21 protein-coding genes and 1 pseudogene are annotated in these 25,020 nt (G+C 74.0%); 9 read left to right on the plus strand and 13 right to left on the minus strand.

The annotated features are described in order from the left end of the window. Positions 1-100: 100 nt before the first annotated feature. Positions 101-448 (plus strand): DUF1844 domain-containing protein, encoded by a 348-nt coding sequence (locus IPT68_RS07085; RefSeq protein ID WP_228040294.1) that lies wholly within the window; start codon positions 101-103, stop codon positions 446-448. A gap of 16 nt (positions 449-464) precedes the next feature. Here the strand turns inward: IPT68_RS07085 and IPT68_RS07090 are convergent, their stop codons facing one another. Next, on the minus strand, positions 465-1,196 hold the full coding sequence (locus tag IPT68_RS07090) for an SseB family protein (RefSeq protein ID WP_189699605.1): 732 nt from the start codon (positions 1,194-1,196) through the stop codon (positions 465-467). 147 nt (positions 1,197-1,343) lie between these two features. Here IPT68_RS07090 and IPT68_RS07095 point away from each other — a divergent pair, with 147 nt between their 5' ends. Then, a complete protein-coding gene (locus IPT68_RS07095) occupies positions 1,344-2,294 on the plus strand; it encodes a serine hydrolase (protein ID WP_189699604.1) in 951 nt (316 codons plus the stop codon). 222 nt (positions 2,295-2,516) lie between these two features. On the opposite strand, the gene mycP is transcribed toward IPT68_RS07095, so the two are convergent. Next, positions 2,517-3,689 (minus strand): type VII secretion-associated serine protease mycosin, encoded by a 1,173-nt coding sequence (mycP, locus tag IPT68_RS07100; RefSeq protein ID WP_189699603.1) that lies wholly within the window; start codon positions 3,687-3,689, stop codon positions 2,517-2,519. Beyond that, a complete protein-coding gene (locus IPT68_RS34950) occupies positions 3,686-5,659 on the minus strand; it encodes a hypothetical protein (RefSeq protein WP_407699461.1) in 1,974 nt (657 codons plus the stop codon). The genes mycP and IPT68_RS34950 overlap by 4 nt, the downstream gene beginning before the upstream one ends. Positions 5,660-5,904: 245 nt before the next feature. Here IPT68_RS34950 and IPT68_RS07110 point away from each other — a divergent pair, with 245 nt between their 5' ends. Then, positions 5,905-7,107: an amino acid deaminase/aldolase gene (locus IPT68_RS07110; protein ID WP_189699406.1), complete on the plus strand. Its 1,203-nt coding sequence runs from the start codon at positions 5,905-5,907 to the stop codon at positions 7,105-7,107. A gap of 65 nt (positions 7,108-7,172) precedes the next feature. Here IPT68_RS07110 and IPT68_RS07115 read toward each other — a convergent pair whose 3' ends face one another. From IPT68_RS07115 to IPT68_RS07130, 4 genes are read right to left on the minus strand one after another with little or no spacing between them, the layout of a single operon-like run. Continuing rightward, entirely contained in the window at positions 7,173-8,102 is a 930-nt protein-coding gene (locus IPT68_RS07115; protein WP_189699407.1) for a DUF2510 domain-containing protein, read from the minus strand. A 21-nt stretch (positions 8,103-8,123) separates the two neighbouring features. Further along, the gene (locus tag IPT68_RS07120; protein WP_189699408.1) at positions 8,124-8,906 is read right to left on the minus strand and encodes a 3-oxoacyl-ACP reductase; all 783 of its coding nucleotides are present in this window, start codon (positions 8,904-8,906) and stop codon (positions 8,124-8,126) included. Continuing rightward, entirely contained in the window at positions 8,903-10,273 is a 1,371-nt protein-coding gene (locus IPT68_RS07125) for an aldehyde dehydrogenase family protein (protein WP_228040296.1), read from the minus strand. The genes IPT68_RS07120 and IPT68_RS07125 overlap by 4 nt, the downstream gene beginning before the upstream one ends. 8 nt (positions 10,274-10,281) lie before the next feature. After that, positions 10,282-11,640: a glutamine synthetase family protein gene (locus IPT68_RS07130; RefSeq protein ID WP_189699410.1), complete on the minus strand. Its 1,359-nt coding sequence runs from the start codon at positions 11,638-11,640 to the stop codon at positions 10,282-10,284. 98 nt (positions 11,641-11,738) lie between these two features. On the opposite strand from IPT68_RS07130, the gene IPT68_RS07135 reads away from it, so the two are divergent. Continuing rightward, positions 11,739-12,497: a FadR/GntR family transcriptional regulator gene (locus IPT68_RS07135; protein ID WP_189699411.1), complete on the plus strand. Its 759-nt coding sequence runs from the start codon at positions 11,739-11,741 to the stop codon at positions 12,495-12,497. A 68-nt stretch (positions 12,498-12,565) separates the two neighbouring features. After that, positions 12,566-13,258, plus strand: coding sequence for a gamma-glutamyl-gamma-aminobutyrate hydrolase family protein (locus tag IPT68_RS07140; RefSeq protein ID WP_189699412.1), 693 nt, complete (start codon positions 12,566-12,568; stop codon positions 13,256-13,258). A 201-nt stretch (positions 13,259-13,459) separates the two neighbouring features. Here the strand turns inward: IPT68_RS07140 and IPT68_RS07145 are convergent, their stop codons facing one another. Next, positions 13,460-14,413 (minus strand): LysR family transcriptional regulator, encoded by a 954-nt coding sequence (locus IPT68_RS07145; RefSeq protein ID WP_189699413.1) that lies wholly within the window; start codon positions 14,411-14,413, stop codon positions 13,460-13,462. A gap of 70 nt (positions 14,414-14,483) precedes the next feature. Between IPT68_RS07145 and IPT68_RS07150 the strand changes: the two are divergent. Then, positions 14,484-15,635 (plus strand): annotated as a pseudogene (locus tag IPT68_RS07150) (TDT family transporter). On the opposite strand, the gene IPT68_RS07155 reads toward IPT68_RS07150, so the two are convergent. From IPT68_RS07155 to IPT68_RS07170, 4 genes are all read right to left on the minus strand, one after another. Continuing rightward, entirely contained in the window at positions 15,547-16,266 is a 720-nt protein-coding gene (locus IPT68_RS07155) for a helical backbone metal receptor (RefSeq protein WP_189699414.1), read from the minus strand. The pseudogene IPT68_RS07150 and the gene IPT68_RS07155 sit on opposite strands and share 89 nt — an antisense overlap. Positions 16,267-16,268: 2 nt before the next feature. Then, positions 16,269-16,835 (minus strand): helix-turn-helix domain-containing protein, encoded by a 567-nt coding sequence (locus IPT68_RS07160; RefSeq protein WP_189699415.1) that lies wholly within the window; start codon positions 16,833-16,835, stop codon positions 16,269-16,271. Between the two features lie 581 nt (positions 16,836-17,416). Next, complete coding sequence (locus IPT68_RS07165) at positions 17,417-19,237, minus strand: ABC transporter permease/substrate binding protein (RefSeq protein ID WP_189699416.1); 1,821 nt, start codon at positions 19,235-19,237, stop codon at positions 17,417-17,419. Next, entirely contained in the window at positions 19,230-20,309 is a 1,080-nt protein-coding gene (locus tag IPT68_RS07170) for a quaternary amine ABC transporter ATP-binding protein (RefSeq protein WP_189699417.1), read from the minus strand. The genes IPT68_RS07165 and IPT68_RS07170 overlap by 8 nt, the downstream gene beginning before the upstream one ends. A 192-nt stretch (positions 20,310-20,501) precedes the next feature. Here IPT68_RS07170 and IPT68_RS07175 point away from each other — a divergent pair, with 192 nt between their 5' ends. From IPT68_RS07175 to IPT68_RS07185, 3 genes are all read left to right on the plus strand, one after another. Continuing rightward, positions 20,502-21,431, plus strand: a complete 930-nt coding sequence (locus IPT68_RS07175) for a 5'-3' exonuclease (protein ID WP_228040501.1) — start codon at positions 20,502-20,504, stop codon at positions 21,429-21,431. Positions 21,432-21,556: 125 nt separating this feature from the next. After that, positions 21,557-22,405, plus strand: coding sequence for a siderophore-interacting protein (locus tag IPT68_RS07180; protein WP_189699419.1), 849 nt, complete (start codon positions 21,557-21,559; stop codon positions 22,403-22,405). 120 nt (positions 22,406-22,525) lie between these two features. Beyond that, positions 22,526-23,473 carry an RluA family pseudouridine synthase gene (locus IPT68_RS07185; RefSeq protein WP_189699420.1) on the plus strand — a complete coding sequence of 316 codons (948 nt, stop codon included), beginning with the start codon at positions 22,526-22,528 and terminating at the stop codon, positions 23,471-23,473. Here the strand turns inward: IPT68_RS07185 and IPT68_RS07190 are convergent. Then, on the minus strand, positions 23,467-24,975 hold the full coding sequence (locus IPT68_RS07190; protein WP_189699421.1) for a cytochrome P450: 1,509 nt from the start codon (positions 24,973-24,975) through the stop codon (positions 23,467-23,469). The two genes, IPT68_RS07185 and IPT68_RS07190, sit on opposite strands and share 7 nt — an antisense overlap. Positions 24,976-25,020 lie beyond the last annotated feature (45 nt).

The following is a 25,020-nucleotide window of genomic DNA, read 5'->3' on the forward strand; positions in this document are numbered from 1 at the left end:
GGTCGTTACACAAGGCTAGCAGCCTCGGCCACAAAGGGCTAACCGAGACCGAACGGGGCCGACTGGGGCCGACGCGCGCCCTGCCCCTATGGTGAACGGCATGAGTGAAGAGACGCCCGACTTCAACGCCATGACCCGCGACATCGCCGAGGTCCCCGCGGTCGAGGTGATCGTGACGGTCGCCGTCAACCTGATGAGCGCGGCCGCGGTGAAGCTCGGTCTGACCGAGGAGGGCGAGAAGCACAAGGACCTGGACGAGGCCCGCAAGCTGATCCACGCCCTCGCGGGGCTGCTGGACGCGAGCGCGACCGAGATCAGCTCCTTCCACGCGGCGCCGCTGCGGGACGGCCTGAAGTCGCTCCAGCTGGCGTTCCGCGAGGCGTCCCTCGTGCCCGACGACCCGGGGCAGGGGCCGGGCGAGAAGTACACGGGGCCGGTCTACGCCTAGTCGACCCACGGACGGGTCACCCTCGTACGTACAGGGGCTCGCCCGGTGGCGCGGATCCGGCCGGCAGCAGTGCCAGGTCGAGGCCGCGCACCAGGCGGGCCCTCAGTGTCTCGTCGGCGGCCATGCGCCGCGCCACCGCGCGGGCGGCCTCGGCGGGGGCGGCGGCCGGGTCCAGGACGAGGGCCAGGGTGCCGTCCGCCTCTCCGGGCCCGAGGTGGGCGCGGAGCACAGCGGGCTCGGCGGCCACGGCGGCCCGTACCGCGGCGACGACCGCGGGGTCGGCGAGCGGGTCGGTGCTCGTGCGGCCCTCCGCCAGCGCCAGCAGCGCGGGCCCGGTCAGCTCGAACGGCACGGGCCCGGCCAGGTCCAGCACGACCGTGTCCGCCTTCTCGTGCGCGGCGGCCTGGAGGGCCTGGTGCAGCGGTACGGCCACGGGGCGGGCCTGCGGGTCCCAGCGGGCCAGCGCGTCGGTGGACGTGAACGCGGGCAGGGCGGTGCGCCCGCCGGCCTTCAGGGTCGGCACGGCCATGTCGCTGGTCTTCTCGCGGCGCAGCCCGTTCTCGTCCTGTTCGACCTCGCCGAGCACGGCGACCACGGGGACGAGCAGCCGGGCGCCCTTCAGCGCGGCCAGCACGGGTCCCACGGCGGTGCGGTCCTCGGCCCACGCCGCGAGCGCCGCGCTCAGCCGGGGGTCGGCGGAGCCGTCGTCGTCGGAGAAGCCGGGGTCGGGAATGTTCTTGTTCGCCACGGTCACGACCCTATAGGGGCAGTCGGGCGGGGCCTGTGCGGGCCCGGTAACACGGCCGTGACCCACTCACCGGTTTCTCAGCCGTCGCTGACACAGATGTCACGTCCGTCTCATCGCCCGCACATGCGCCGCCCCCACTCTGGAGGTATGGCTCGTCCCAGAATCCGCCGCGGCCTGATGTGCGCCGCCGTCGCGTCCGCCGTCGCCGTGGGCGGTACGGCGGCGGGCACCGCGTATGTGCAGGCGCGGGCGCACCCCGCGGTGCGGGCCGTATCGTCTGCGGTGACGCCGTCGGCATCGGCGAGCGGGGAGGCAGCGGTGGAGCCTGTGGCGCGGCCGAGCGTCGACCGGGACGCGCTGCTGGCGGAGGCCATGGCGAGCGTGCCGGTGGAGGACGGGGCCGAGGTGTCGGTGGCGGTGCTGGACCTTCAGTCCGGGCAGGGCGCCGCGTACGGCGAGGGCGCCTTCGACACGGCGAGCATCGTCAAGGTGGACATCCTGGCGGCGCTGCTGCTCCAGACGCAGGACGCGGGCCGGGAGCTGACGGCGGCGGAGAAGTCCTACGCCACCGCGATGATCGAGCGCAGCGACAACGACTCGGCGTCGGCCTTGTGGCGGACGATCGGCCGGGCGGAAGGGCTGGACGCGGCGAACGAGCGGTTCGGGCTGACCGGGACCGAGGGCGGTGACGGGATGCTGTGGGGGCTGACCCGGACGACGGCGGCCGACCAACTCGCCCTGCTGCGGCAGGTGTTCGGCGACGACTCCGAACTGAGCGCGGCCTCGCGGTCGTACATCCGCGAGCTGATGGGGCGGATCGCCGTCGGTCAGCGGTGGGGCGTGTCGGCGGCCGGGGACGGGTCGGGGTGGGCGCTGAAGAACGGCTGGCTGCCGCGCACCGCGACCGGGTTGTGGGACATCAACAGCATCGGCCGGGTGACGGTCGGCGGCCGTGGCGTCCTGGTGGCCGTGCTGTCGGACGGCAACACGACGAAGGACAAGGGCGTCTCGCTGGTCGAGGCGGCGGCACGGGCGGCCGTGTCGGTGCTGACCGGGCAGGCGTCGCCCTCGGCCACGGCGTCCGCGACCGCGGGCTAGCCGACCGGGAGTGGTCGTCGACGGCCCCGGCGGCCTACTGCGCCCCGCCGCCGCGGGACGCGCGGGGCGGATCGCGAGGCGGTCGCCCGGAGCCGGGGAACCGGTCGCGAGGCGTACGCGGTCACCCGGAGCCGGGGGACGCGGCGGCGGAACGACCCCCGCGGGCCGTCGGCACCTTCGGGGCGGCGCCGCGTCCCGCGGCACCTCTCCTGAGGGCTGTTCCTAGAAGCCGTCGTACGTGCGGCGGGTCCGCCACAGCACGACCGCCGCGACCAGCAGGACGCCGCCCACGCTGCCGGCGAGGGGGCCCGCCCAACTCGCGGGGTCGTCGTCGTCGCGGGCGGTGTCCGGACCGGCACCGAAGTACTTCTCGCCGTACGCCGCCGAGCGCAGGCCCTGTGGCTTCAGGCGCCCGGCCTCCTCGATGGCGGCGGCCGGGTCGACGAAGCCGAAGCCGCGGGAGTCGTCACGGCCGTCGGCCGGGGCGTCGCGGGCGGTGTCCTCCAGGAGCCGTTTGATCTGGGCGGGGGTGAGGCCGGGGTGGGCGGCCTTGACGAGCGCGACGGCGCCGGAGACGAAGGCCGCGGCGGCGCTGGTGCCCCAGCCCTCGTAGTACTTGCGGTCCGGATCGGCGATCACCACGTCGACGCCGGGGGCGCTGACCGTGGCGTACCAGCGGCGGGTGGAGAAGGAGGCGCGGGTGCCGTAGCGGTCGACGGCGGTCGCGGCGATCACGCCGGGGTAGGCGGCCGGGTAGGAGATGTGGTCGCCCTTCTCGCCGCCGTTGCCGGCCGAGGCGACGACCACAGAGCCCTTCTTCAGCGCGTACTGGACGGCCTCGTCCTCGGCGGGCTCCGGGTGGGCGGAGGCGGAGTCGTCGCCGAGGGAGAGGTTGATGACGTCGGCGCCCTGGTCGGCGGCCCAGCGGATGCCGTCCGCGAGGGCGTTGCCGCGGGTCTTGCGGGCCTTGGCGCGGGCGGGGTCGCCGTCCTCGAGGATGACGCGGACGGGGAGGATGCGCGCCTCGGGGGCGATGCCCATGACGCCGTCGGCGTTGTCGGCGCCGTGGCCGTGTCCCGCGATGATGCCGGCCATGGCGGTGCCGTGCCGGGCCCAGGCGCGGTCTCCGCGGCCGGCGCCGAAGCCGACCATGTCCTTGGTGGGCAGGACGTTGCGGGCCAGGTCGGGATGGTCGTCGTCGACGCCGGTGTCCAGGACGGCGACGGTGATGCCCGCGCCCTTGGTGGTCCGCCAGGCCTCCTCGGTGTGCATGGCCTCCAGGGCCCACTGCTGGGCGCGGATGCCGTCGGCGTGGGCGGCGGTGGGCGGGACCAGGGCGACGGAGGCGGCGAGCAGGGCACCGAGCAGCCCGGCCCTGCGGGTCGTGGGCTTCATGAGGCCTGTTCCGTGGAGGACGTGACGGACTTGCGCAGGCTGCGCTCCGCACGGTCGGCGAGGCCCTTCGCCTCGTGGCCCAGGCCCGCCTGGGCGGCGGCGGTGGTGACGCCGGAGCGCATCGCCTCGGCGGCAGGCTGCGGTTCGTCGACGGTCCGGGCGTCGGCCCAGCCGGAGACGGCGTACACGACGACCGGGGCGTCGGTGAGCACGGAGACCGTCCAGGAGGCCCGCTGCTCGTCGCCGAAGCCCGCGGCGACGGTGTCCTTCGCCGCGTAGGGGCGCGGCATCAGGTCCGTGCGCCGGCCGAGGCCGTCCCGCTCGAAGCGGGCGTCCAGCGCGCGCATGGCGGTCGCGTCGGCCTTGGTGAAGAGCAGGCCGACCGTGGTGACATAGCTCTCGGTGGCGTCGGTGTAGGTGGCGCGCAGCAGGCGCTCGCAGCCGACCGGGGCGAGGGCCTTGCGCAGCAGCGGGTCGAGGGCGTCGACGCAGTCGCTGTCCGGGGCGACGGCAATACGCGTCCAGATCCGGTCGGCCCCGCCGGGTCCGGCGCCGCGGCCCTGCACGGTGGGCGGGAACAGCTGGTCGACCGGCGCGCTGTGCCACAGGCTGCCGGCGGCCGCGAAGGTCCCGCGCTCCTCGGCCTCACCGGAGTCTCCGGCCAGCCAACTCCCGGTCACGGCACCGCCGATGAGCCCGGCCCCGAGGACGAGGCAGACGGCGGCCGTGAGGGTGCGCCGCCGGATCAGGACGCCGGACAGGCCGGTCCGCCCGCGGTCGTCGAACGCCTCGGGTTCGGCGAGGGTGACCACGGGCCGCCCCGAGTCGAACGTCCCGCCCGACGGGTGCTGGGCGCCCCAGGAGTGGGCGGGGTCCGGGCTCATGGGGGCGGCGGGCTCCGAGGTGGCCGCCCGGGCGGGCCGGGCCTCCGGGACGGGGCGCAGTCGCCGGGTCGTGTCCGCGGGACTCTCGGCGGGCGCGGCACCGTCACGCGCCGTCGGCAGGGGCCGCCGGCCCGGACGCGGCGGAGCGTCGGGAAAGCGGGCCGAAGCCGGAGGCGGGGGCGGGGTGAGAGGGCCGGCGTCCGGGATCGGCGGGGCGGGGAGGGCCGGGAAACGGGTGCCCGGGGAGGGCGAGCCGTTGCCGGGGGCCGGGGATGCGGGGCGGGTACCGTCGCCTGACGCGTGGGACCCGTGGCGGGCGTCGTCGCCCGACGCCGCAGACCCGGGGCGTGCGCCAGGACGCGAGGCCGGGGAGCCGGGGAGCCGACCGTTGCCCGGGGACGGGGAGCCGGGCTGCGTGGTGTGACCCGGCGTCGGGGAATCGGGACGGTGGTCCTCGCCGGGCGGCGTGGCGTCGCGGCGGGTGATGTCGCCGTGCGGGGGCGAGGGGCGGTTCCTGTCCCGCTCCGCGGACTGGAACTCCGGCGGCTGAGGGCGCTGCTCCGGGGAATGGGAGTCCGGCGGCTGAGGGCGCCGCTCCGGGGACTGGAACTCCGGCGGCTGAAGGCGCCGCTCCGCGGACTGGAACTCCGGCGGCTGAAGGCGCCGCTCCGCGGACTGGAACTCCGGCGGCTGAAGGCGCCGCTCCGCGGACTGGAACTCCGGCGGCTGAAGGCGCCGCTCCGCGGACTGGAACTCCGGCGGCTGAAGGCGCCGCTCCGCGGACTGGAACTCCGGCGGCTGAAGGCGCCGCTCCGCGGACTGGAACTCCGGCGGCTGAAGGCGCCGCTCCGCGGACTGGAACTCCGGCGGCTGAAGGCGCCGCTCCGGGGACTGGAACTCCGGCGGCTGAAGGCGCCGCTCCGGGGAATGGGAGTCCGGATGCCGGCGTCGCTGTTCCGGGGACCTTGGCTCCGGCAGGCGGGGCTCGCTGTCCGGGTGCCCGTCGGGGGTCCTCGGCGGCTGTGCGGGCCGTGGTGGGGTCGTCGGCCGGGGAGGGATCGCGGCGTGCTGCGCCTCCGTGCTCATGCACCCCCCGTTTCCTCGTGCCGTGCCCGTCTCCTCGTACGCGGGCCGTCCTCGTCAGGTAGTCGCACGCATACCCGCGCGCACGGTCCGGCATCCCGGCGCGGCGGCGGGCGGAGTCGTTGCTCCGTGCGTGCGCGTCACTCTACGGGTTGCCCCGGCCGATGCGGGAACCAGTCCACGAGCCCGGGGCATCTGCCCGGAACATCCCCCTACCCTGCGGTAATCCAGTCTGGCAGGCTTCGTTCATGACTGCGCGCGCCGCCGACCGGGCCCGTTACGACCGGGCCACCGCCCATCTCGACGCCCCCGTTGCGATCGTGGACCTGGACGCCTTCGACGCCAACGCGGACGACCTGGTCCGTCGCGCGGGCGGCAAGCCGATCCGCGTCGCCAGCAAGTCCGTACGCTGTCGTGCGCTGCTGGAACGCGTCCTGGCCCGGGACGGCTTCGCAGGGATCATGTCGTTCACGCTCGCCGAGTCCCTGTGGCTGGCCCGCTCCGGTTTCGAGGACGTCCTCCTCGCCTATCCGTCGGCCGACCGCGCCGGTTTCGCCGAACTGACCTCCGACCCCAAGCTCGCCGCCGCCGTCACGGTCGTGGTGGACGACCCCGCCCAGCTCGCCCTCATCGACGCGGCCCGGGACGGCGGTCGCGAAGTCGTGCGGGTGTGCCTGGAGTTGGACACCTCCCTGAAGCTGCTCGGCGGGCGCGTGCGCATCGGGGCGCGCCGCTCGCCGCTGCACTCCCCCGCCGACGTCGCCGACCTGGCCCGGGCGGTGGCCCGGCGGCCGGGGTTCGAGGTCGTCGGGATCATGGCGTACGAGGGGCACGTCGCGGGCGTCGGGGACGCGATCGCCGGACGGCCGGTGCGCTCGCGGGCGGTGCGGCTGATGCAGACCGCCGCCCGGCGGGAACTGGCCGAGCGGCGCGCGGCGGTGGTGCGCGCGGTGCGGGCCGTGGCGCCGGGGCTGGAGTTCGTCAACGGCGGCGGCACGGGCAGCGTGCAGCACACCGCCGCGGAGGACGCGGTGACCGAGATCGGCGCCGGTTCGGGGCTGTACGTCCCGCGGCTGTTCGACAACTACACGTCGTTCAGCGGCCGTCCGGCGGCGCTGTTCGCCCTGCCGGTGGTGCGCAGGCCCGGCGTCGGGGTGGTGACCGTCCTCGGCGGCGGCTACCCGGCGTCCGGCGCGGCCGGGACCGACCGGCTGCCGGTGCCGTACCTGCCGCAGGGGCTGCGCTACGACGCCCAGGAGGGCGCCGGGGAGGTGCAGACGCCGCTTCTGGGCTCCCCGGCCGACGACCTGCTGGTCGGCGACAAGGTGTGGTTCCGGCACGCCAAGGCCGGTGAGCTGTGCGAGCGCTTCGACGCGCTGCACCTGGTCGAGGGCGACCGGGTCACGGCGACGGTGCCGACGTACCGGGGCGAGGGCCGCACGTTCCTGTGACGCACCGGCCGGCCGGGCCGACCGTGTCTCGCACCGCGCCCCCGCTCCCCGCTCGCCCTGACGCGTCAGCCGGTCGGCCCGATGCCCGCGCCCACCCCGCCGCCGGTGTCCGCGTCGCCGACCGGCCGGATGCCGTCCGTGATGCGGTCCATGTCGGACGGCGGCGGCCCGTCCGGACCGGCGTCGAACACGTACCGCACGATGACCGGCGCCTCCGTACCGACGCTGGACTGGAAGGCGAGGGACTGCACGTAACCGCCGGGCCCCTCGGCGGTGTCGACGCGCCAGCGCACGAAGTACCCGGCGCGGCCCGCCACCGCGACCGGCCCGGCCTTGACGACCCGGTGCGACTCGATGCCGCCGTAGGGGCGCCGGCCGACGACGTCCCGGTCGTACGCCTCGTCGGCCGCGTCCGCGATGTCCGCCTTCGCCAGCGCCTCGGGGGACGTCTCGTCGGTCTCGGTGGCCGTGCGGGAGATGACCAGGCCGTGCCGGCAGACCCCGGCGTCGCCCGGGCAGTCGTACGTGCCGTCGGTGGTCATCATGACGTGGTCCACGCTGATGTTCTCCGGCCGGACCCAGCCGTCGAGCAACGGCAGGGTGATGCCGTTGAGTTCGTCGACGACGACGGCCGGGTCGTCCGTGGAGGGTGCGGGGGCGGCCTCGGAGGGCGGGGGCGCAGCCGTGGTCGCCGCGGTCGGCGGCGCGGTGTTCGCCCGCGTGCCGCCGCTTCCGTCGCCGCCGGACTCGTCGCCGCCCAGGCCGCCGCCGAGGACGGCGACGGCCGTGCCGAGCACGGCCACCAGCAGTATCCCGGCGGCGGTGAGGGCCCCGGCCCTCGCGCGCGGGGACCGGGCGCCGCGGGCGGCCGGGGGCGGCGGGCCGGCGGGCTCGGGCGGGCGCCGGTGCTCGGTCCAGGCCGTTCCGTCCCACCAGCGCTCGAGATGCGGAGCCGACGGGTCGCGGTACCAGCCGGGCGGAGGTGTCGTGCTCACCCGGGCACTGTAGGCCGACGGCTACAGCGGTGTGACGTACGCCCCCGAGATCCCGCCGTCCACCAGGAAGTCGCTGGCGTTGACGAAGGAGGAGTCGTCGCTGGCCAGGAAGGCGACGGCGGCGGCGATCTCCTCGGCCTCGGCGAACCGGCCGAGCGGGATGTGCACCAGGCGGCGCGCGGCGCGCTCCGGGTCCTTGGCGAACAGCTCCTGCAGCAGCGGGGTGTTGACCGGGCCGGGGCACAGCGCGTTGACGCGGATGCCCTCGCGGGCGAACTGCACGCCCAGTTCCCGGGACATGGCGAGGACGCCGCCCTTGGACGCGGTGTACGAGATCTGCGAGGTGGCCGCGCCCATCCGGGCCACGAAGGACGCCGTGTTGATGATGGAGCCCTTGCCCTGGCGGCGCATGTAGGGGATCGCCGCCTTGCAGCACAGGTAGACGGAGGTGAGGTTGACCTCCTGGACGCGCTTCCAGGCCTCCAGGCCGGTCTCCAGGATGGAGTCGTCGTCGGGCGGGGAGATACCGGCGTTGTTGAAGGCGACGTCGACGCTGCCGTACGTCTCGTACGCCGTCCGGAACAGCGCCTCGACCTGCTCGGGGTCTGTGACGTCGACGTTCACGTAGATGCCGCCGACCTCCTCGGCGGCCGCCTTGCCGCGCGTCTCGTCGACGTCTCCGCAGACGACGTGGGCGCCTTCGGAGGCGAGCCGGCGGGCGGTGGCGAGACCGATGCCGCTGCCGGCTCCGGTGAGGACGGCGGTGCGGCCGACCAGTCGGCGGCAGATGATCTCTTCGGTCACTGGGGACCCTCCGTGCTGATGAAGACGTTCTTGGTCTCGGTGAAGGCGGCGAGCGCGTCCGGGCCGAGTTCACGGCCGATGCCGGACTGTTTGAAGCCGCCGAAGGGGGTCCAGTAGCGCACGCTGGAGTGGGAGTTGACGGACAGGTTGCCCGCCCGGACGGCTCGCGAGACGCGCAGGGCGCGGCCGACGTCGCGGGTCCAGACGGAGCCGGAGAGGCCGTAGTCGGTGGCGTTGGCCAGGCGGACGGCGTCGGCCTCGTCGTCGAAGGGCAGGACGACGGCGACGGGACCGAAGACCTCCTCGACGGCCACCCGCGCCTCCGGGCCGACACCGGTGAGGACGGTGGGCGGGAACCAGAAGCCGGGGCCTTCGGGGGCCTTGCCGCGGATGCCCTCGGCGCCTTCGGGGACGTAGGAACGGACCCGGTCCAGCTGGGTCCTGGAGATGAGCGGGCCCATGTCCGTGGTCGCGTCGGCGGGGTCGCCGACCGTGACCGCCTCGATCGCGGGGGCGAGGAGGTCGAGGAAGCGGTCGTGGGCGCCGCGCTGGACGAGGATGCGGGTGCGGGCGCAGCAGTCCTGGCCGGAGTTGTCGAGGAAGGCCATGGGGGCGGCGGCCGCGGCGGCTTCGAGGTCGGCGTCGGCGAAGACGATGTTGGGGTTCTTGCCGCCGAGTTCGAGGGTGACGCGCTTGAGGAGGTTCGAACCCCTCGCCAACACCTCTTTGCCCACGGCCGTTGATCCGGTGAAGACGATCTTCGCGACGCCGGGGTGCTCGACGAGGGCTCTGCCCGCGACGGGGCCGCGCCCGGGGAGCACCTGGAACAGCCCTTCCGGGAGCCCTGCCTCCCGGGCGAGTTCGGCGAGGCGCAGCGCGGTCAGCGGAGTGGTCTCGGCGGGCTTCAGGATCACCGCGTTGCCCGCCGCGAGGGCCGGCGCCGTGCCCCAGGCGGCGATCGGCATGGGGAAGTTCCAGGGCGCGATGACGCCGACGACGCCCAGCGGTTCGAGGATCGTGACGTCGAGCCCGCCCGGCACCGGGATCTGGCGACCGGTCAGCCGTTCCACTCCCCCGGCCGCGTAGTCGAGCAGGTCGCGGACGTTGCCGGCCTCCCAGCGGGCGTTGCCGATCACGTGCCCGGCCTCGCGGACCTCCAGCCGGGCCAGTTCCTCGACGTGAGCGTCCACCGTGACGGCGAAGCGGCGCAGCAGACGGGCGCGGTCGCCGGGAGCCAGCGCGGCCCAACCTTCCTGCGCTCGCGTGGCCCGGACGACCGCCATGTGGACGTCGGCCACCGACGCCGCCGGGATCGTGGCGACGACCTCCTCGGTCGCCGGGTTCAGTACCTGGAGCTGTTCGGACACGAAGGGCCTCACATGCGTTCGAAGGAGCGGCGCAGCTCCCAGTCGGTCACCGCGGCGTCGAAGGCCTCCAGCTCGACGCGCGCCATGTTGCGGTAGTGCGCGACCACCTCGTCACCGAACGCCGCCTCGGCGACCGGGCTGTTCTCCCACAGCTCTGCGGCCTCGCGCAGGGTGGTCGGGACGTGCGCGAAGCCGGCCGTGTAGGCGTTGCCGGGGCACGGGTCGGGCAGTTCCAGCTTCCGCTCGATCCCGTGCAGACCCGCCGCCACCATCCCCGCGACGGCGAGGTACGGGTTGACGTCACCGCCGGGCAGCCGGTTCTCGAACCGCAGCGAGCGGCCGTGACCGACGACCCGCAGCGCGCAGGTGCGGTTGTCGTGACCCCAGGCGACGGCGGTCGGCGCGAAGGACCCCGGCTGGAACCGCTTGTACGAGTTGACGTGCGGCGCGTACAGCAGCGAGAAGTCCCGCAGCGCGGCGAGCTGTCCGGCGAGGAAGTGCCGCATGACCTCGGACATCCCGTCGTCGCCCGGCATCACGGTGCGGCCGGTGTCGTCGGCCAGCGACAGATGGATGTGACAGGAGTTGCCCTCGCGCTCGTTGTACTTGGCCATGAAGGTGATCGACACGCCCTCCTGGGCGGCGATCTCCTTGGCGCCGGTCTTGTAGATCGCGTGCTGGTCGCAGGTGACCAGGGCCTCGGCGTACCGGAAGGCGATCTCGTGCTGGCCCGGGTTGCACTCGCCCTTGGCGGACTCGACGGTCATGCCGGCGCCGGCCATCTCGTTGCGGATGCGGCGCAGCAGAGGCTCGACGCGGCCGGTGCCGAGGACCGAGTAGTCGATGTTGTACTGGTTGGCCGGGGTGAGTCCCCGGTAGCCGGCGTCCCAGGCCTGCTCGTAGGTGTCCTTGAAGACGATGAACTCCAGCTCGGTGCCGACCTGCGCGGTGAGGCCGAGCTCGGCGAGGCGCTCCAGCTGACGGCGCAGGATCTGGCGGGGCGCGGCCACGACCGGGGAGCCGTCGTCCCAGGCGAGGTCGGCGACGACCATCGCGGTGCCCTCGTTCCACGGGACGCGGCGCAGGGTGCTGAGGTCGGGCCGCATGGCGAAGTCGCCGTAGCCGCGGTCCCAGGAGGACATCGCGTAGCCGTCGACGGTGTTCATCTCGGTGTCGACGGCGAGGAGGTAGTTGCAGCCCTCCGTGCCGTGCTCCAGTACCTCGTCGAGGAAGAAGCGCGCCGCGAACCGCTTGCCCTGGAGGCGCCCCTGCATGTCCGGGAAGGCCAGGACGACGGTGTCGATCTCACCGCCGGCGACGAGGGCGTGCAGCTCCTCGACGCCGAGCGGGGGTGTGCGTTCTGCCACGGGAAGGGCCTCCTTCGGGCTTCTGCGCGCTGTGTCGGCCGGGCCGAGAGCCATAAGGTATTGGCGAGAACCATTGGTTGGGAAGGGGGCACGGCCGTATGTCGGTGGATCGGGTGGGCGACGGGCCGGAAGGTCCGGTTCCGGGCCGGGAGGACCCGCTGACGCCGGTGCTGCGGCCGGTGCGCGCCGGCAACGGCTTCGAGGAGGCGCTGGAGCAGATCCTCCAGGTGCTGCGGCTCGGCCTGGTCCCCGGCGGCGAGCGGCTGCCCGCCGAGCGGGAGCTGGCGGAGCGGCTCGGGATCAGCCGGGTGACGCTGCGCGAGGTGCTGAAGGTGCTCCAGGACCAGGGTCTGGTGGAGGCGCGGCGGGGGCGGTACGGCGGAACGTTCGTGCTGCCCCGCGCGGACGGCGGCGGCCAGGACGAGCTGCGCCGCCGGGTCGCCGGGGTCGACATCGAGGACGTCCTGCGCTTCCGGGAGGTGCTGGAGGTGGGCGCGGCCGGGCTGTGCGCGGCGGACGGGCTGACCGGCGAGCGCTCGCTGCGGCTGCGCGCCGCGCTGGCCCGCACGCACGACGCGCCCCTCGGCGACTACCGGCGCCTGGACACGCTGCTGCACCTCACGCTCGCCGAGCTGTGCGGGTCGCCGACGCTGACCGCGCAGTACGCAGCGGTCCGCGCCACGGTGAACGACCTGCTGGACTGCATCCCGCTGCTGGTGCGGAACCTGGAGCACTCCCAGCGCCAGCACGCGGCGCTGGTGGAGGCGGTGCTGGACGGGGACGCGGACGGGGCGCGGGAGATCATGCGGGAGCACTGCGCGGGGACGGCGGCGCTGCTGCGCGGATTCCTCACGTGAGGCCTTGCACGCGGCGGCCGCTACCGCAAAGGTATGTGGACGATCCATTGAGGGCAGCGGGAGGACGTATGGCCGGCAGGCCGCTGATCGGCGTCAGCACGTATCTGGAGGCCGGGGCGCGCTGGGGCGTGTGGGAGCTGGACGCGGCACTGCTGCCCGCGGGGTATCCGCGGCTGGTGCAGCGGGCGGGCGGGCTGGCCGCGATGCTGCCGCCGGACACGCCGGAGCACGCGGCGGCGACGGTTTCCCGCCTCGACGGCCTGGTGATCGCGGGCGGCCCGGACGTCGACCCGGTCCGCTACGGTGCCGCACGCGACCCGCGCACCGGGCCGCCCGCGCGGGAGCGCGACACCTGGGAACTCGCCCTGATCGGCGCCGCCTTGGCGGCACGGGTGCCGGTGCTGGGCATCTGCCGGGGCATGCAGTTGCTGAACGTCGCCCTGGGCGGGACGCTGGTACAGCACCTGGACGGGCACGCGGAGCTGGTCGGGGTCTTCGGCGGCCACGCCGTCAAGCCGGTTTCGGGGTCGTTGTACGCCGGTCTCGTGCCGGAGGAGACGACCGTGCCGACGTACCACCACCAGTCCGTGGAGCTGCTCGGTACGGGGCTGGTGGCCTCGGCGCACGCGGCGGACGGGACCGTGGAGGCCGTCGAACTGCCCGGAGAGCACTGGGTGCTGGGGGTGCAGTGGCATCCGGAGATGGGCGAGGACGTGCGGGTGATGCGGGGGCTGGTGGAGGCCGCGGAGGCCGCCGGGTAGCCGGGGCGCGCCAGAGGGTTCGGCGCCCTGGCCGGATGTCGGGTGCCGCTCCTTCGGTTGCCGGTCGCGCAGGCCCGCGTGCGACGGCGGTCGCGCAGGTCCCCCGCCGTGGCCGGTCGCGCACTTCCGCGTGCGACGGCGGTCGCGCAGGTCCCCGCGCGGCTGGCCGGGCGCGCAGTTCCGCGCGCCCCTTCGGGGCGTTCATCGTCCCTTGGACGACTTCCGCGTCAGCCCCAGCAGTTCCCGCGCCGGTCCCACCGGGCGGTGGCCCGTCCGCCACACCGCCCGCAGGTCCCGGCGCAGGCCGGCGCCCTCCACGGGGACGCCGACCAGGCGCCGGGTCGCCAGTTCCTCGCCGACCGCCAGTTCGCTCAGCACCGCCGGTCCCGCGCCGCCGACCGCCGACGCCTTCACGGCCGTCGTCGAGGACAGCTCGATCAGCGGGCGGGCGAGGCCGCCCAGGGCCGCGTCCAGGACCTGGCGGGTGCCCGAGCCCTTCTCACGCAGCACCAGCGGGGTCGCCGCCAGTTCGTCCGCCGACAGCGGGCGGCGCCGACGGGCCCAGGGATGGCCCGGCGCCGTCACGACGACGAGGTGGTCGTGGCCGACGACCACCGAGTCCAGTCCCGTCGGGACCGTCAGCCCTTCCACGAAGCCCAGGTCCGCCTCGTCGGACAGGAGCCGGTCCGCGACGGCCGCCGAGTTCCCCGCGAGCAGCGACACCGCGGTGTCGGGCCGCGCCGCACGCAGCGCCAGCAGCCAGCCCGGCAGCAGGTACTCGGCGATGGTCATGCTCGCCGCGACCCGCAGCCGAGAGTCCCGCCGGTCGCGCAGCGCCTGGGCCCCGGCGTCGAAGGCCTCCGCCGCCTCCACCACGCGCCGCGCCCAGTCCGTCACCAGCACACCGGTGTCGGTGAGCCGGGAGCCGCGCGGCGAACGGTCCACCAGCGCCACCCCCAACTGCCGTTCCATGGAACGGATGCGGCTGCTCGCCGCGGGCTGCGTGACACCGACCTCCCGGGCCGCCGCGCCGAGACTCCCCAGCCGCGCCACGGCCAGCAGCAGCTCCAGCGCCCCCAGATCCGGCACCCGGTGCGCCAGCGAACCCGCACCCGGGGACGACCGTCCGTTCTCCTGCCCCTGCGACCTGCTCATAACCCCACCTTATGCCCCCACCGGGACGTGGTCCCTGGTGACGGCCCGGCAGCGGGGAGACGGTGAGGACATGGTCACCCTCGCCCACCCCCTGCCGCGCCCCGCCCGGCGTGCCCTCGCCGTCCGTCACCTCGGACCGAACTGGTACGCCTGCGTCATGGGCACCGCCGTCGTCGCCACCGCCGGCGCCGCGCTCCCCGTGCGCCTTGCGGGACTGCGCACGGCCTGCACGGCCGTCTGGGCCCTGTCCCTGATCGGGCTCGTGGCCCTGCTCGCCGCCCGCGCCCTGCACTGGGCCCACCACCGCGACCGGGCGCGCGCCCACCTCATGAACCCGGCGACGGCCCCTTTCTATGGCTGTCCGGCCATGGCCCTGCTCGCTGTCGGCGGTGGAACGATCACTGTGGGCCGGGACTGGACGGGCACCGGGGCGGCGGTCGCCCTCGACGCCGTGCTGTTCACGGCCGGGACTCTCCTCGGGCTGACGGCCGCCGTCGCCGTCCCGTACCTGATGGTCGTGCACCACCGGCCGGACATCCGCCAGGCCACTCCCGCCAGGCCACTCCCGCCTGGCTGCTTCCGCTGGTCGCGCCCATGGTGTTCGCGGCCGTCGGGCCGCTGCTCGTGCCGTACGTGCCGTCGGGGCAGCTCCGCCGGACGCTGCTGTTCGCCTGCGCGGCGATGTTCGGGCTGAGCCTGCTGGCCACCCTGCTCATGCTGCCGGTGATCTTCGCCCGTCTGCTCACGGCCGGTCCGCTGCCGCTCCCCCTCACCCCGACGCTGTTCCTGGTGCTCGGCCCGCTGGGGCAGTCCACGACCGCCGTCGGCACCATCACGGACGCCGCGCACGGGGGAAGCGGCCTCGTCGCCCTGTACGGGGTGCCCGTGATGGGCTTCGCGCTGCTGTGGTGCGGCCTGGCCACGGCGCTCGTGCTGAGGGCCCGCCGGCACGGCATGGGCTTCGCGATGACGTGGTGGGCGTTCACGTTCCCCGTCGGCACCTGTGTGACCGGCGCCGAGGCCCCTGGGCCGGCACACCGGCCTCGCCGCCTTCGACTGGCTCGCGATCGGTCTGTACGGCGTCCTGGTCGCCGCCTGGGCCCTCGTCGCCGTGCGGACGGCGCGCGGTCTGCTCAGCGGAACACTGCTCGCAGGGCCTCCCCCAGCACCCGGGGGGCCTCGGCCAGCGACGGCCCGTACCAGGTCAGGTGCCGGCCGCTGACGAGCGCGCAGGGCAGCGGCTCGAAGGCCTCCGGGCCGTCGTCGGCGGTGAAGCGGTAGGGCTCGTCCGGCAGGACGACCAGGTCCGGGGCGGCGGCGCGCAGGGCGTCGAGCGGGATCCGCGGGTAGCGGTCCGGGTGGCCCGCGTAGAGCTGGTCCACGCCCAGGCGGGCGAGGACGTCACCGGCGAAGGTGGCACGGCCCAGCACCATCCAGGGCCGCCGCCAGATCGGCACCACGGCCGTGGTGCGCGGGGCCGGCGCCGGCAGCCGCGCCCAGGCCCGCTCCGCGTCCCGCAGCCACGCGGGGCGCGGAGAGGCTCCGCAGGCGTCGAGCACCCGCGCCAGCTCGCCGAAGGCCTGCGGCAGGTCCCGCACCTCGGTCACCAGCACCTCCGCGCCGGCCGCGCGCAGGATGTCGAGGTCGGGGGCCCGGTTCTCCTCCTCGTTGGCGACCACCAGGTCGGGGGCGAGCGCGAGGACACGGTCGAGGCGGGGGTTCTTGGTCCCACCGACGCGGGTGACGTCGAGGTCCGCCGGATGGGTGCACCAGTCCGTCGCGCCGACGAGTACGCCGGGAGCGGACACCGCCACGGCCTCCGTGAGGGAGGGCACCAGCGAGACGACGCGCACGGCTAACGGCGCCGGTCCCGGAGGGCCTCGATGTGCTCGGCGACGGCGACGACCAGCACGCGCGTGTCCGGCACGGTGGCCCGCCAGCGGTGCCGCACGCCGCCCGTGAGGTACAGGGTGTCGCCGCGGCCCAGGCGATAGGCGCGGCCCTCCGCCTCGATCTCTGCGGCGCCGTCGGCGACATACATCAACTGGTCGTTGCGGTACTGGAATTCACGGCCCGCCTCGTGGTCGCCGGTGAACTCGGAGGCGTGCATCTGGTGGTGACCGCGCACCAGGGAACGCACCTGCGGCTGCGGGCCCGGCTCGGTGGGGTCGGCGCGCACCACGTCGACGCTGCACGCCGGGTCGGCGGCGGCGAGGAGCTCCACGGCGGTGGTGCGCAGGGCGTCGGCGACCTTCTCCAGGGAGGTCTGGCTGGGCCGGGCGCGGTCGTTCTCGACCTGGCTCAGGAAGGGGACCGACAGGCCGCTGCGCTCGGCCACGACGGCGAGGGTGAGCTCGAGGGCACGACGGCGCCGCCGCACGGCCGCGCCCACCCGAAGGGGCTGCTCTTTGTGGTCGCCCATCGCTCCGGCTCCCTCCTTCGCTCGTCGGTCGGTCCTCGTACGCCGCTGTCCGGGCGCACCCCTTTCTGATGAGTTCTCTGCACCCTACGCATGTTCGGCAAACCGTTTCATGCGCCCGTCACATCGCAGTCACACAGCGTGGCCCGCGACCTCATGGATCGCGCCACCGGAACCTCCTTCCGGCGTCACCGGCCGCCGGCTCCTCCTTCGCGGCGAACGAGCTGACCAGGGGGCCGGACTCCACCTCGGCCGCAGGGCCTCGGGCTGCGCCCTCGACCCTGACCGTCGCTCAGTACGAGCCTGCCGCTGTTCTGTTCAATGCGCGAGCCGTGCGCGATGTTCCCGCAGCGGGCCTGAGCCGACCAGGTGGTCGGGCGCCGCGCAAGTAAGGGTGCGCTCACCGAAGTTGACGGCCGGGTTCTGGTGGTGGCGTAGCGCTGCGTGGTTGTCCGGATCCTTTTCGTACCGACGGTGCACCTCGGGTGGCCGCGACGCCACGAGGGGTGGGCGCGACCGCCACACACCCGCGCGTGCGTGTACGTCGCTGCCCACCCCTCGCCCCGGCGGCCGGACCGGTCAGGTCACCCGGCCGCCCGGCTCTGCCCCTCCCCCACCGGGGCCCACTTGTCGACCAGGCCGGGATGCCGCTCCAGCCAGGTGCGCACGGCGTCCTGCTCGCCGCCCTTGCCGGCCTTCTGGATCTGCGCCTCCAGATCCGTCAGCTGCTTCTCCGTCATGGAGAAGTTCCGCAGCCACTCGCCGACCTCGGGGTTGTCCTCGGCGAAGCCCTTGCGGGCCAGGGTGTGCACGCCGTCGCCCTCGCCCCAGGCGCCCTTGGGGTCCTTGAGCTTCTTCAGGTCGTAGTCGCTGTACGCCCAGTGCGGCGACCAGAGCGTGACGACGATCGGCTGCTTCTTGGCGTACGCCCGCTCGAGCTCGGCCAGCATCGCGGGCGTCGAGCCGTCCACGACCTCGTAGGAGTCCTCGAGCCCGTACTCCTTGAGCACCTTGTCCTTGAGCAGGCCCATCATCCCGGCGCTCGGCTCGATGCCGACGATCTTCCCGTCGACGTCGGAGGCGTGGTCCTTCAGGTCCTCCAGGGAGTTCACGTCCTCCATGTACGACGGGACGGTCAGCTCCAGGGAGGTGGGGCCGTACCAGGAGCCGAGGTCCTCCAGCCGGTCGCCGTACTTCTTCCAGTACTCGGCGTGCGTGGTCGGCAGCCAGGAGTCGGTCTGGAAGTCGATCCGGCCGGTGGCGAGGCCGGTGTAGAGCGGGCCGGCGGTGTACTGCGTGGTGGTGACCTCGAAGCCACGCCGTTCCAGGATTTCCTTCCACAGGTACGTCGAGGCGATGCCCTCGTCCCAGGGGATGTAACCCAGCTCGATCTCCTCGCCCCGGCCGATGTTCGTGGCGGAGGCCTCGGCGGGGCCGGTGGAGGAGCCGAAGACGCCCATGCCGCCGGCGACCAGGGCGAGGACGACCACGCCGACGACCGCGACGACCGGGCGGGGGCGGTGGTTCCACGCCCGGCGGTCGCCCGCGGCGCGGGCCCGGGCGGCGGCGCGGCGGCCGAGCGGGGAGATCTGCTCGCCGAGCGCGCCGGTGATCCGGTCCAGGTAGATGGCGAGGACGACGATGCCGAGGCCCGCCTCGAAGCCGAGGCCGATGTCGAGCTGGCCGATGGCCTCGTTGACGGCGCCGCCGAGACCGCCGGTGCCGACCATGCCGGCGATGACGACCATGGACAGGCCGAGCATGATGACCTGGTTGACGCCGGCCATGATGGTCGGCAGGGCGAGCGGGAGCTGCACGCGCAGCAGGGTGTCGCGGGGCGTGGTGCCGAACGCCTCGGCGGCCTCCACGAGTTCGGCGTCGACCTGCCGGATGCCCAGCTCGGTCATGCGGACGCCGGGGGCCAGCGCGAAGATCAGGGTGGCGATCACACCGGCCGGCACGCCCATGCCGAAGAACAGGATCGCCGGGATCAGCAGGACCATCGACGGCATCGTCTGGAGCAGGTCCAGCACGGGCCGGACGAGCGCGCCGACGGTCTTGGAGCGGGCGGCCCAGACGCCCAGCGGGATGGAGATCACCAGGGCGATCACGGTCGCCACGATCACCAGGGACAGGGTCGACATCGCCTGATCCCACAGCTCGAGCGAGTCGATGAGGGCGAAACCGGCGAAGGCCAGGACACCGCCGAGCAGGCCGCGCAGCCACCAGGCGAGCACCGCGAGGATGCCGGCCAGGAGCAGCGGCTCGGGGGCGGTGAGGACGTCGCTGATGCCGTTGTACATGCCGTCGACGACGGCCTTGACCGCGTCGAACAGCCAGGAGAGGTGGCGGACGAGCCAGTCGACGCCGGAGTCGACCCAGTCGCCGAGACGCAGCCTAGGCATCGGCGGTCACCGTCCCTTCGCGCGGGCTGTCGCAGGGCGTGGCTCCGCCCTCCTGGTCGCCGAGGAAGCCGACGAGGCGCTGCCTCGGGACGACGCCGACGAGTTTGTGCCCGCCGTCCAGGACGGCGACCGGGTGGGGCACGCGCGCGCTGATCGCGCACAGCTCGGTGAACGGCGTGTCGGGTGTCGCGGTCTCGCAGGCGCAGCCGGCCTCGTCGCCGCGCACGCCGGTGTCCATGACGGCGCCCGCGGTGAGCACGCGCGAGCGGTCGACGTCCTGGATGAAGGAGGCGACGTAGTCGTTCGCGGGGCGCAGCAGGATGTCCTCGGCGCTGCCGGTCTGCACGATCCGCCCGTCGCGCATGACGGCGATCCGGTCGCCCAGGCGCATGGCCTCGTTCAGGTCGTGGGTGATGAAGACGATGGTCTTCCTCAGCGTCCGCTGGAGCTCGAGCAGCTGGTCCTGCATGTCGCGGCGGATCAGCGGGTCGAGCGCGCTGAAGGACTCGTCCATCAGCAGCAGGTCGGCGTCGGTGGCCAGGGCGCGGGCCAGGCCGACGCGCTGCTGCATGCCGCCGGACAGCTCGTCGGGCCAGGACCGCGCCCAGCCGTCCAGTCCGCACAGGGCCAGCGCCTCGCCGGCGCGGCGCTCGCGCTCGGCGCGGGGCACGCCCTGCACGGCCAGGCCGTAGGCGGCGTTCTCCAGGACGCTGCGGTGCGGGAACAGCGCGAAGTGCTGGAAGACCATGCTGATCTTCCGGGCGCGGACCTCGCGCAGCTCGCGGCCGGAGAGCGCGGTCAGGTCCTGCCCGTCGAAGCGGACCGTTCCGGCGGTGGGCTCGAGCAGCCCGTTGAGCATGCGCAGCAGCGTGGACTTGCCCGAGCCGGACAGGCCCATGACGACGAAGATCTCGCCCGGTTCCACGGTGAAGGAGGCGTCGATCACGGCGGCGGTGGTGCCGTCGGCCCGCAGCTCCTGACGGTCGGCTCCCTCGCGGAGCCGGTCCACTGCCTCGTCCGGTCGTCTGCCGAACACCTTGTAGAGATGCTGGGCCTCAAGCCTGGCTGACACGCGTGCCTCTCGTCTGGACGGCAAGGAAGGGGGACGAGGGCCGCAAACAGTTGAAAGTGCAACCGACGTCGCTCCGAGGCGGCGCCTGCCCAGACGCCTCCACGGCAAACACGACAGTGATCCGGCTCACAGGACGTTCACGACTGGCACGCCCCGGCCGGCGCCGGGAGACTGTCGGCGGGGTACGGCATGATGCGGGACGTGACCGGACGACTGATGCTCCTCGACACCGCCTCGCTCTACTTCCGCGCCTACTTCGGCGTCCCGGACTCGGTGAGAGCGCCGGACGGCACGCCGGTGAACGCCGTGCGCGGACTGCTCGACTTCATCGACCGCCTGGTCCGGGACCACCACCCCGAGCACCTGGTGGCGTGCATGGACGCCGACTGGCGCCCGAAGTGGCGGGTCGACCTGATCCCGTCGTACAAGGCGCACCGGGTCGCCGAGGAGCAGGAGAGCGGGCCGGACGTGGAGGAGGTGCCGGACACGCTGTCGCCGCAGGTGCCGGTGATCGAGGCGGTCCTCGACGCGCTGGGCATCGCGCGCGTGGGGGTCGCGGGGTACGAGGCGGACGACGTCATCGGCACCTTCACCGCGCGGGCCACCGGCCCGGTCGACATCGTGACGGGCGACCGTGACCTGTACCAGCTGGTGGACGACGCGCGCGGCGTGCGGGTGCTGTACCCGCTGAAGGGCGTCGGCAGTCTCCAGCTGACGGACGAGACCTGGCTGCGCGAGAAGTACGGCGTCGACGGCAGCGGGTACGCGGATCTGGCCCTGTTGCGCGGCGACCCCAGCGACGGACTGCCGGGCGTGCCGGGCATCGGCGAGAAGACGGCCGCCAAGCTGCTCGCCGAGTTCGGCGACCTGGCCGGGATCCTGGCCGCGGTCGACGACCGCGGGGCGAAGCTGACGCCGGCCCAGCGCCGGCGGCTGGACGAGGCGCGTCCCTACCTGGCGGTGGCGCCGACGGTCGTCCGGGTGGCGTCCGACGTGCCGCTGCCGGACGTCGACACGACCCTGCCGCGCCGGCCGCGCGACCCGGAGGCGCTCGAGGCGTTGTCGGGGCGCTGGGGGCTCGGCGGCGCGCTGCAGCGGCTGCTCACCACGCTTGAACCATGACGATTCAGGCAATCGGCCTCATACACTTGAACACCTGGGAGACGCGCGTGCACAGGTGAGAGGCGCCCACAGGGCGGAAGTGCTAGCTTAGGTTAGCCTAAGTTATTCGGATCAGGGAGGCCGTCATGGCAGATCGTCCGGCCCGCCAGCCGCGCAGGACTCACTCCGCCCAGGTCGTCCGCACCGAGCGACTGACCCCGCACATGCAGCGCGTGGTGCTCGGCGGCGACGGCCTCGCCGAATTCACCGCGGGCACGTGCACCGACCACTATGTGAAGCTGCTCTTCCCTCCCGCCGAGGGCGTGACCTATCCGGAGCCCTTCGACCTCCAGCGGATCCGCGAGGAGCTCCCGCGCGAGCAGTGGCCGGTCACCCGGACGTACACCGTGCGCGGCTGGGACCCGGAACTGCGCGAGCTGACCCTGGACTTCGTGCTGCACGGCGACGAGGGCCTGGCCGGCCCCTGGGCGATGCGTGCCCAGCCTGGTGAGACCCTGCGCTTCATGGGCCCCGGCGGCGCCTACGCCCCCGACGCGAGCGCCGACTGGCATCTGCTCGCCGGTGACGAGAGCGCGCTGCCCGCGATCGCGGCCGCCCTGGAGTCGCTGCCCGACGGCGCCGAGGTACGGGCCTTCGTGGAGGTCGCCGGGCCCGAGGAGGAGCAGAAGATCGACTCCGACGCGCAGGTCGTCTGGCTGCACCGCGGCGACCGTCCCGTCGGCGAGCTGCTGGTCGAGGCGGTGCGCACGATGGAGTGCCCCGAGGGCCGGGTGCACGCGTTCGTGCACGGCGAGGCGGCCTTCGTGAAGCAGCTGCGGGCTCTGCTGCGCCTGGAGCGTCAGGTGCCGCGCGAGGACCTGTCCATCTCCGGCTACTGGCGGCTCGGGCACAACGAGGACGGCTGGCAGGCGTCCAAGCGGGAGTGGAACGCCCGGATCGAGGCGGAGCAGGAGACCGGGGCGACGGCCGCGTAGCCGCCGGGGCGACGGCCGCACCGGCGCAGGTGCGGCGAAAGCGGCGGCACGCCGAGGTGCCGCCGCTTCGGCGTCCTCGGGGGACGGAAGGCCCCGCGCGAGCGCCTACGCTGGACGGCGATGAGACGCAGGACCCCCCTTCCGCCCTCCCCGTTGCCGCAGCGCGAAGGGGTGGACCCGGTGCGGGTGCGGCTGCCCTTCGGGGGCACGTGGCCGACCGTGCGGGAGTATCTGGTGGAGCGGCTGACCGGCGCCGGCGACGGGGTCGTCGACGGGATGTTCGACGCGGGGCTGGTCGTCGGGGCGGACGGGACGGCGGTGGCGCCGGACGCGGCGTACGTGCCGGGGATGTTCGTGTGGTTCCACCGGGAGCTGCCCGCCGAGGTGCGCGTGCCGTTCGAGCTGCGGATCGTGCACCGCGACGAGCACATCGTCGTCGTCGACAAACCGCACTTCCTCGCCACCACCCCACGCGGCAGCCATGTCGCGGAGACCGCGCTCGCCCGGCTCCGCCGCGAGCTCGGCATTCCGTCGCTGACCGCCGCGCACCGGCTGGACCGGCTCACCGCCGGGCTGGTGCTGTTCACGGTGCGGCCCGAGGAGCGGGGCGCGTACCAGACGCTGTTCCGCGACCGGCGGGTGCGCAAGGTGTACGAGGCGGTCGCGCCGTACGATCCGGCGCTCACCCTGCCCCGGAGCGTGCGCAGCCGGATCGTGAAGGAGCGCGGCTCGCTGACCGCCCGGGAGGTCGAGGGCGAGCCGAACGCGGTGAGCCACGTCGAGCTGATCGAGCACCGTGCGGACCTCGCCCGGTACCGGCTGGTGCCGGGCACCGGCCAGACGCATCAGCTGCGGGTGCACATGAACGCGCTGGGCGTGCCCCTCCTCGGTGATCCGCTGTACCCGGTGGTGACCGACCCCGTGCCGGCCGGTGACTTCCGGCGCCCGCTGCAACTGCTCGCGAGGGAGCTGGAGTTCACCGATCCGGTCACGGGAGTGGCGCATGTCTTCCGCACTGGGCGGACCCTGGCGGCCTGGTCCGGGGACCCGGAGTGGGCCGGTCAGTAGCCCCGCCACCAGCGCAGGAACCGCTGCCAGGCGCCCGGCCTGCGGGCGCCGACCGGTTCCGCGGCGGGCACGGGCTGCTGGGGCGCCGCCGGCGCGGTGACCGCCTGGTCCGCGGCGGCCGCGGGCTCGGCGGCGGGCGCCGGCTCGGGGACCGGGGTGCCGACCTGCCAGTTGGTGCGCCGGTGGTGCACCGGCTGCAGGCCCGGCTTCTCCATCACGTCCTGCTGCGGCTTGGGCTCGAACCGCACCGGCAGTTCCACCAGGTGACGTGAGGCGATCGACTCGGACCAGTCCAGGTCCTCTTCGTCGCAGTCGAGTTCGACGTCCGGCAGCCGCATCAGCAGCGCGTCCACACCGATGTCGGCGATGGCACGGCCGATGTCCTGTCCGGGGCACTCGTGCGGTCCGCCGCCGAAGGCGAGGTGCGAGCGGTTGCCCTGCATGTTGGCGGTCAGGTCGGGCCGTACCTTCGGGTCGACGTTGCCCGGCGCGGGGGCGAACAGCAGCCCGTCGCCCTTGCGGATCCGCTGGCCGCCCAGCTCCGTCTCCTGCTTGGCGAAGTAGGCGAAGACCGCGCTGAACGGCGGCTCGTCCCACAGCGACTGCTCGACCGCCTCCGGCACGGTCATCTGGCCGCCGTTGAGCTGGGCGCGGAAGCGCGGGTCCGTGAGCACCGTGCGCAGCACGTTGGCCAGGAGGTTGGCGGTGGCCTCGTAGGCGGCGATGAGCACCACCCGCAGGTGTTCGCGGACCTCGTCGTCGGTGAGGCCGGCCGGGTGGGTGACGAGATGGCTGGTGAAGTCTTCCTCGGGCTGGGCGCGGCGCTGGGCGGCGAGCCGTCCGAGGGCGTCGACGATGTACTGGTTGCTGGAGATCGCGGTCTCGGTGCCCTTGAGCATGTCGCGGGCGGCGTGCACGATCCGGTCGCCGTACTCGTCGGGCATGCCGAGGATCTCGCACATCACGGCCATCGGCAGATGGTCGGCGTACTGGCCGACGAGGTCGGCCTCGCCCGCCTCGCAGAACCGGTTGACGAGAATCTGGGTGTAGCGGGTGATGTGCCGGCGCAGGCTGCGGAAGTCGATGGTGGTCAGCGCGCCGGTGACCGCGCCGCGCAGCCGCAGGTGCTCGTCGCCCTCGGCGTGCGAGCAGATCGGCTGCCAGGCGATGTGCGGCATGAGGGGATGGTCGGGCTTGACCATGCCCTCCAGCAGCGGGCTCCAGATGCGGCTGTCCCGGGTGAACTGGGCGGGCGAGCGGACCATGTGGAGGTTCTCCGCGTGGCCGAGGACCACCCACATCGGGACGTCGTCGTGGAGCAGGACCGGGGCCACGGCGCCGTGCTCGGTGCGGAGTCTCTCGTACAGGGCGCCCAGGTCCTGTGCCTCGGGGCCGTAGAGCCGGTGCAGTCCGCCGGGGCCGAGGCTGTGGGCCGGGCAGCCGGGGGGCGGACTGACGCCGAGGTCGTCCGTGTCGGTCGTGGTGTGGGATTCAGGCGTCACAGCGCGTCGCTTTCGGAAACTGTGGAGGGGAAGCGTTGTCGGGGG

The sequence above is a fragment of the Streptomyces chromofuscus genome (assembly GCF_015160875.1).
Classification (GTDB): Bacteria; Actinomycetota; Actinomycetes; order Streptomycetales; family Streptomycetaceae; genus Streptomyces; species Streptomyces chromofuscus.

Bases quoted from the DNA above. Each gene is read 5' to 3' on its own strand.
- IPT68_RS07085 (WP_228040294.1), top strand. From the start codon at position 101: ATGAGTGAAGAGACGCCCGACTTCAACGCCATGACCCGCGACATCGCC.
- IPT68_RS07135 (WP_189699411.1), top strand. From the start codon at position 11,739: ATGTCGGTGGATCGGGTGGGCGACGGGCCGGAAGGTCCGGTTCCGGGC.
- IPT68_RS07110 (WP_189699406.1), top strand. From the start codon at position 5,905: ATGACTGCGCGCGCCGCCGACCGGGCCCGTTACGACCGGGCCACCGCC.
- IPT68_RS34950 (WP_407699461.1), bottom strand. From the start codon at position 5,659: ATGAGCACGGAGGCGCAGCACGCCGCGATCCCTCCCCGGCCGACGACC.
- IPT68_RS07145 (WP_189699413.1), bottom strand. From the start codon at position 14,413: ATGAGCAGGTCGCAGGGGCAGGAGAACGGACGGTCGTCCCCGGGTGCG.
- IPT68_RS07175 (WP_228040501.1), top strand. From the start codon at position 20,502: ATGCGGGACGTGACCGGACGACTGATGCTCCTCGACACCGCCTCGCTC.
- IPT68_RS07140 (WP_189699412.1), top strand. From the start codon at position 12,566: ATGGCCGGCAGGCCGCTGATCGGCGTCAGCACGTATCTGGAGGCCGGG.
- IPT68_RS07165 (WP_189699416.1), bottom strand. From the start codon at position 19,237: ATGCCTAGGCTGCGTCTCGGCGACTGGGTCGACTCCGGCGTCGACTGG.
- IPT68_RS07095 (WP_189699604.1), top strand. From the start codon at position 1,344: ATGGCTCGTCCCAGAATCCGCCGCGGCCTGATGTGCGCCGCCGTCGCG.
- IPT68_RS07185 (WP_189699420.1), top strand. From the start codon at position 22,526: ATGAGACGCAGGACCCCCCTTCCGCCCTCCCCGTTGCCGCAGCGCGAA.
- mycP (WP_189699603.1), bottom strand. From the start codon at position 3,689: ATGAAGCCCACGACCCGCAGGGCCGGGCTGCTCGGTGCCCTGCTCGCC.
- IPT68_RS07160 (WP_189699415.1), bottom strand. From the start codon at position 16,835: ATGGGCGACCACAAAGAGCAGCCCCTTCGGGTGGGCGCGGCCGTGCGG.
- IPT68_RS07180 (WP_189699419.1), top strand. From the start codon at position 21,557: ATGGCAGATCGTCCGGCCCGCCAGCCGCGCAGGACTCACTCCGCCCAG.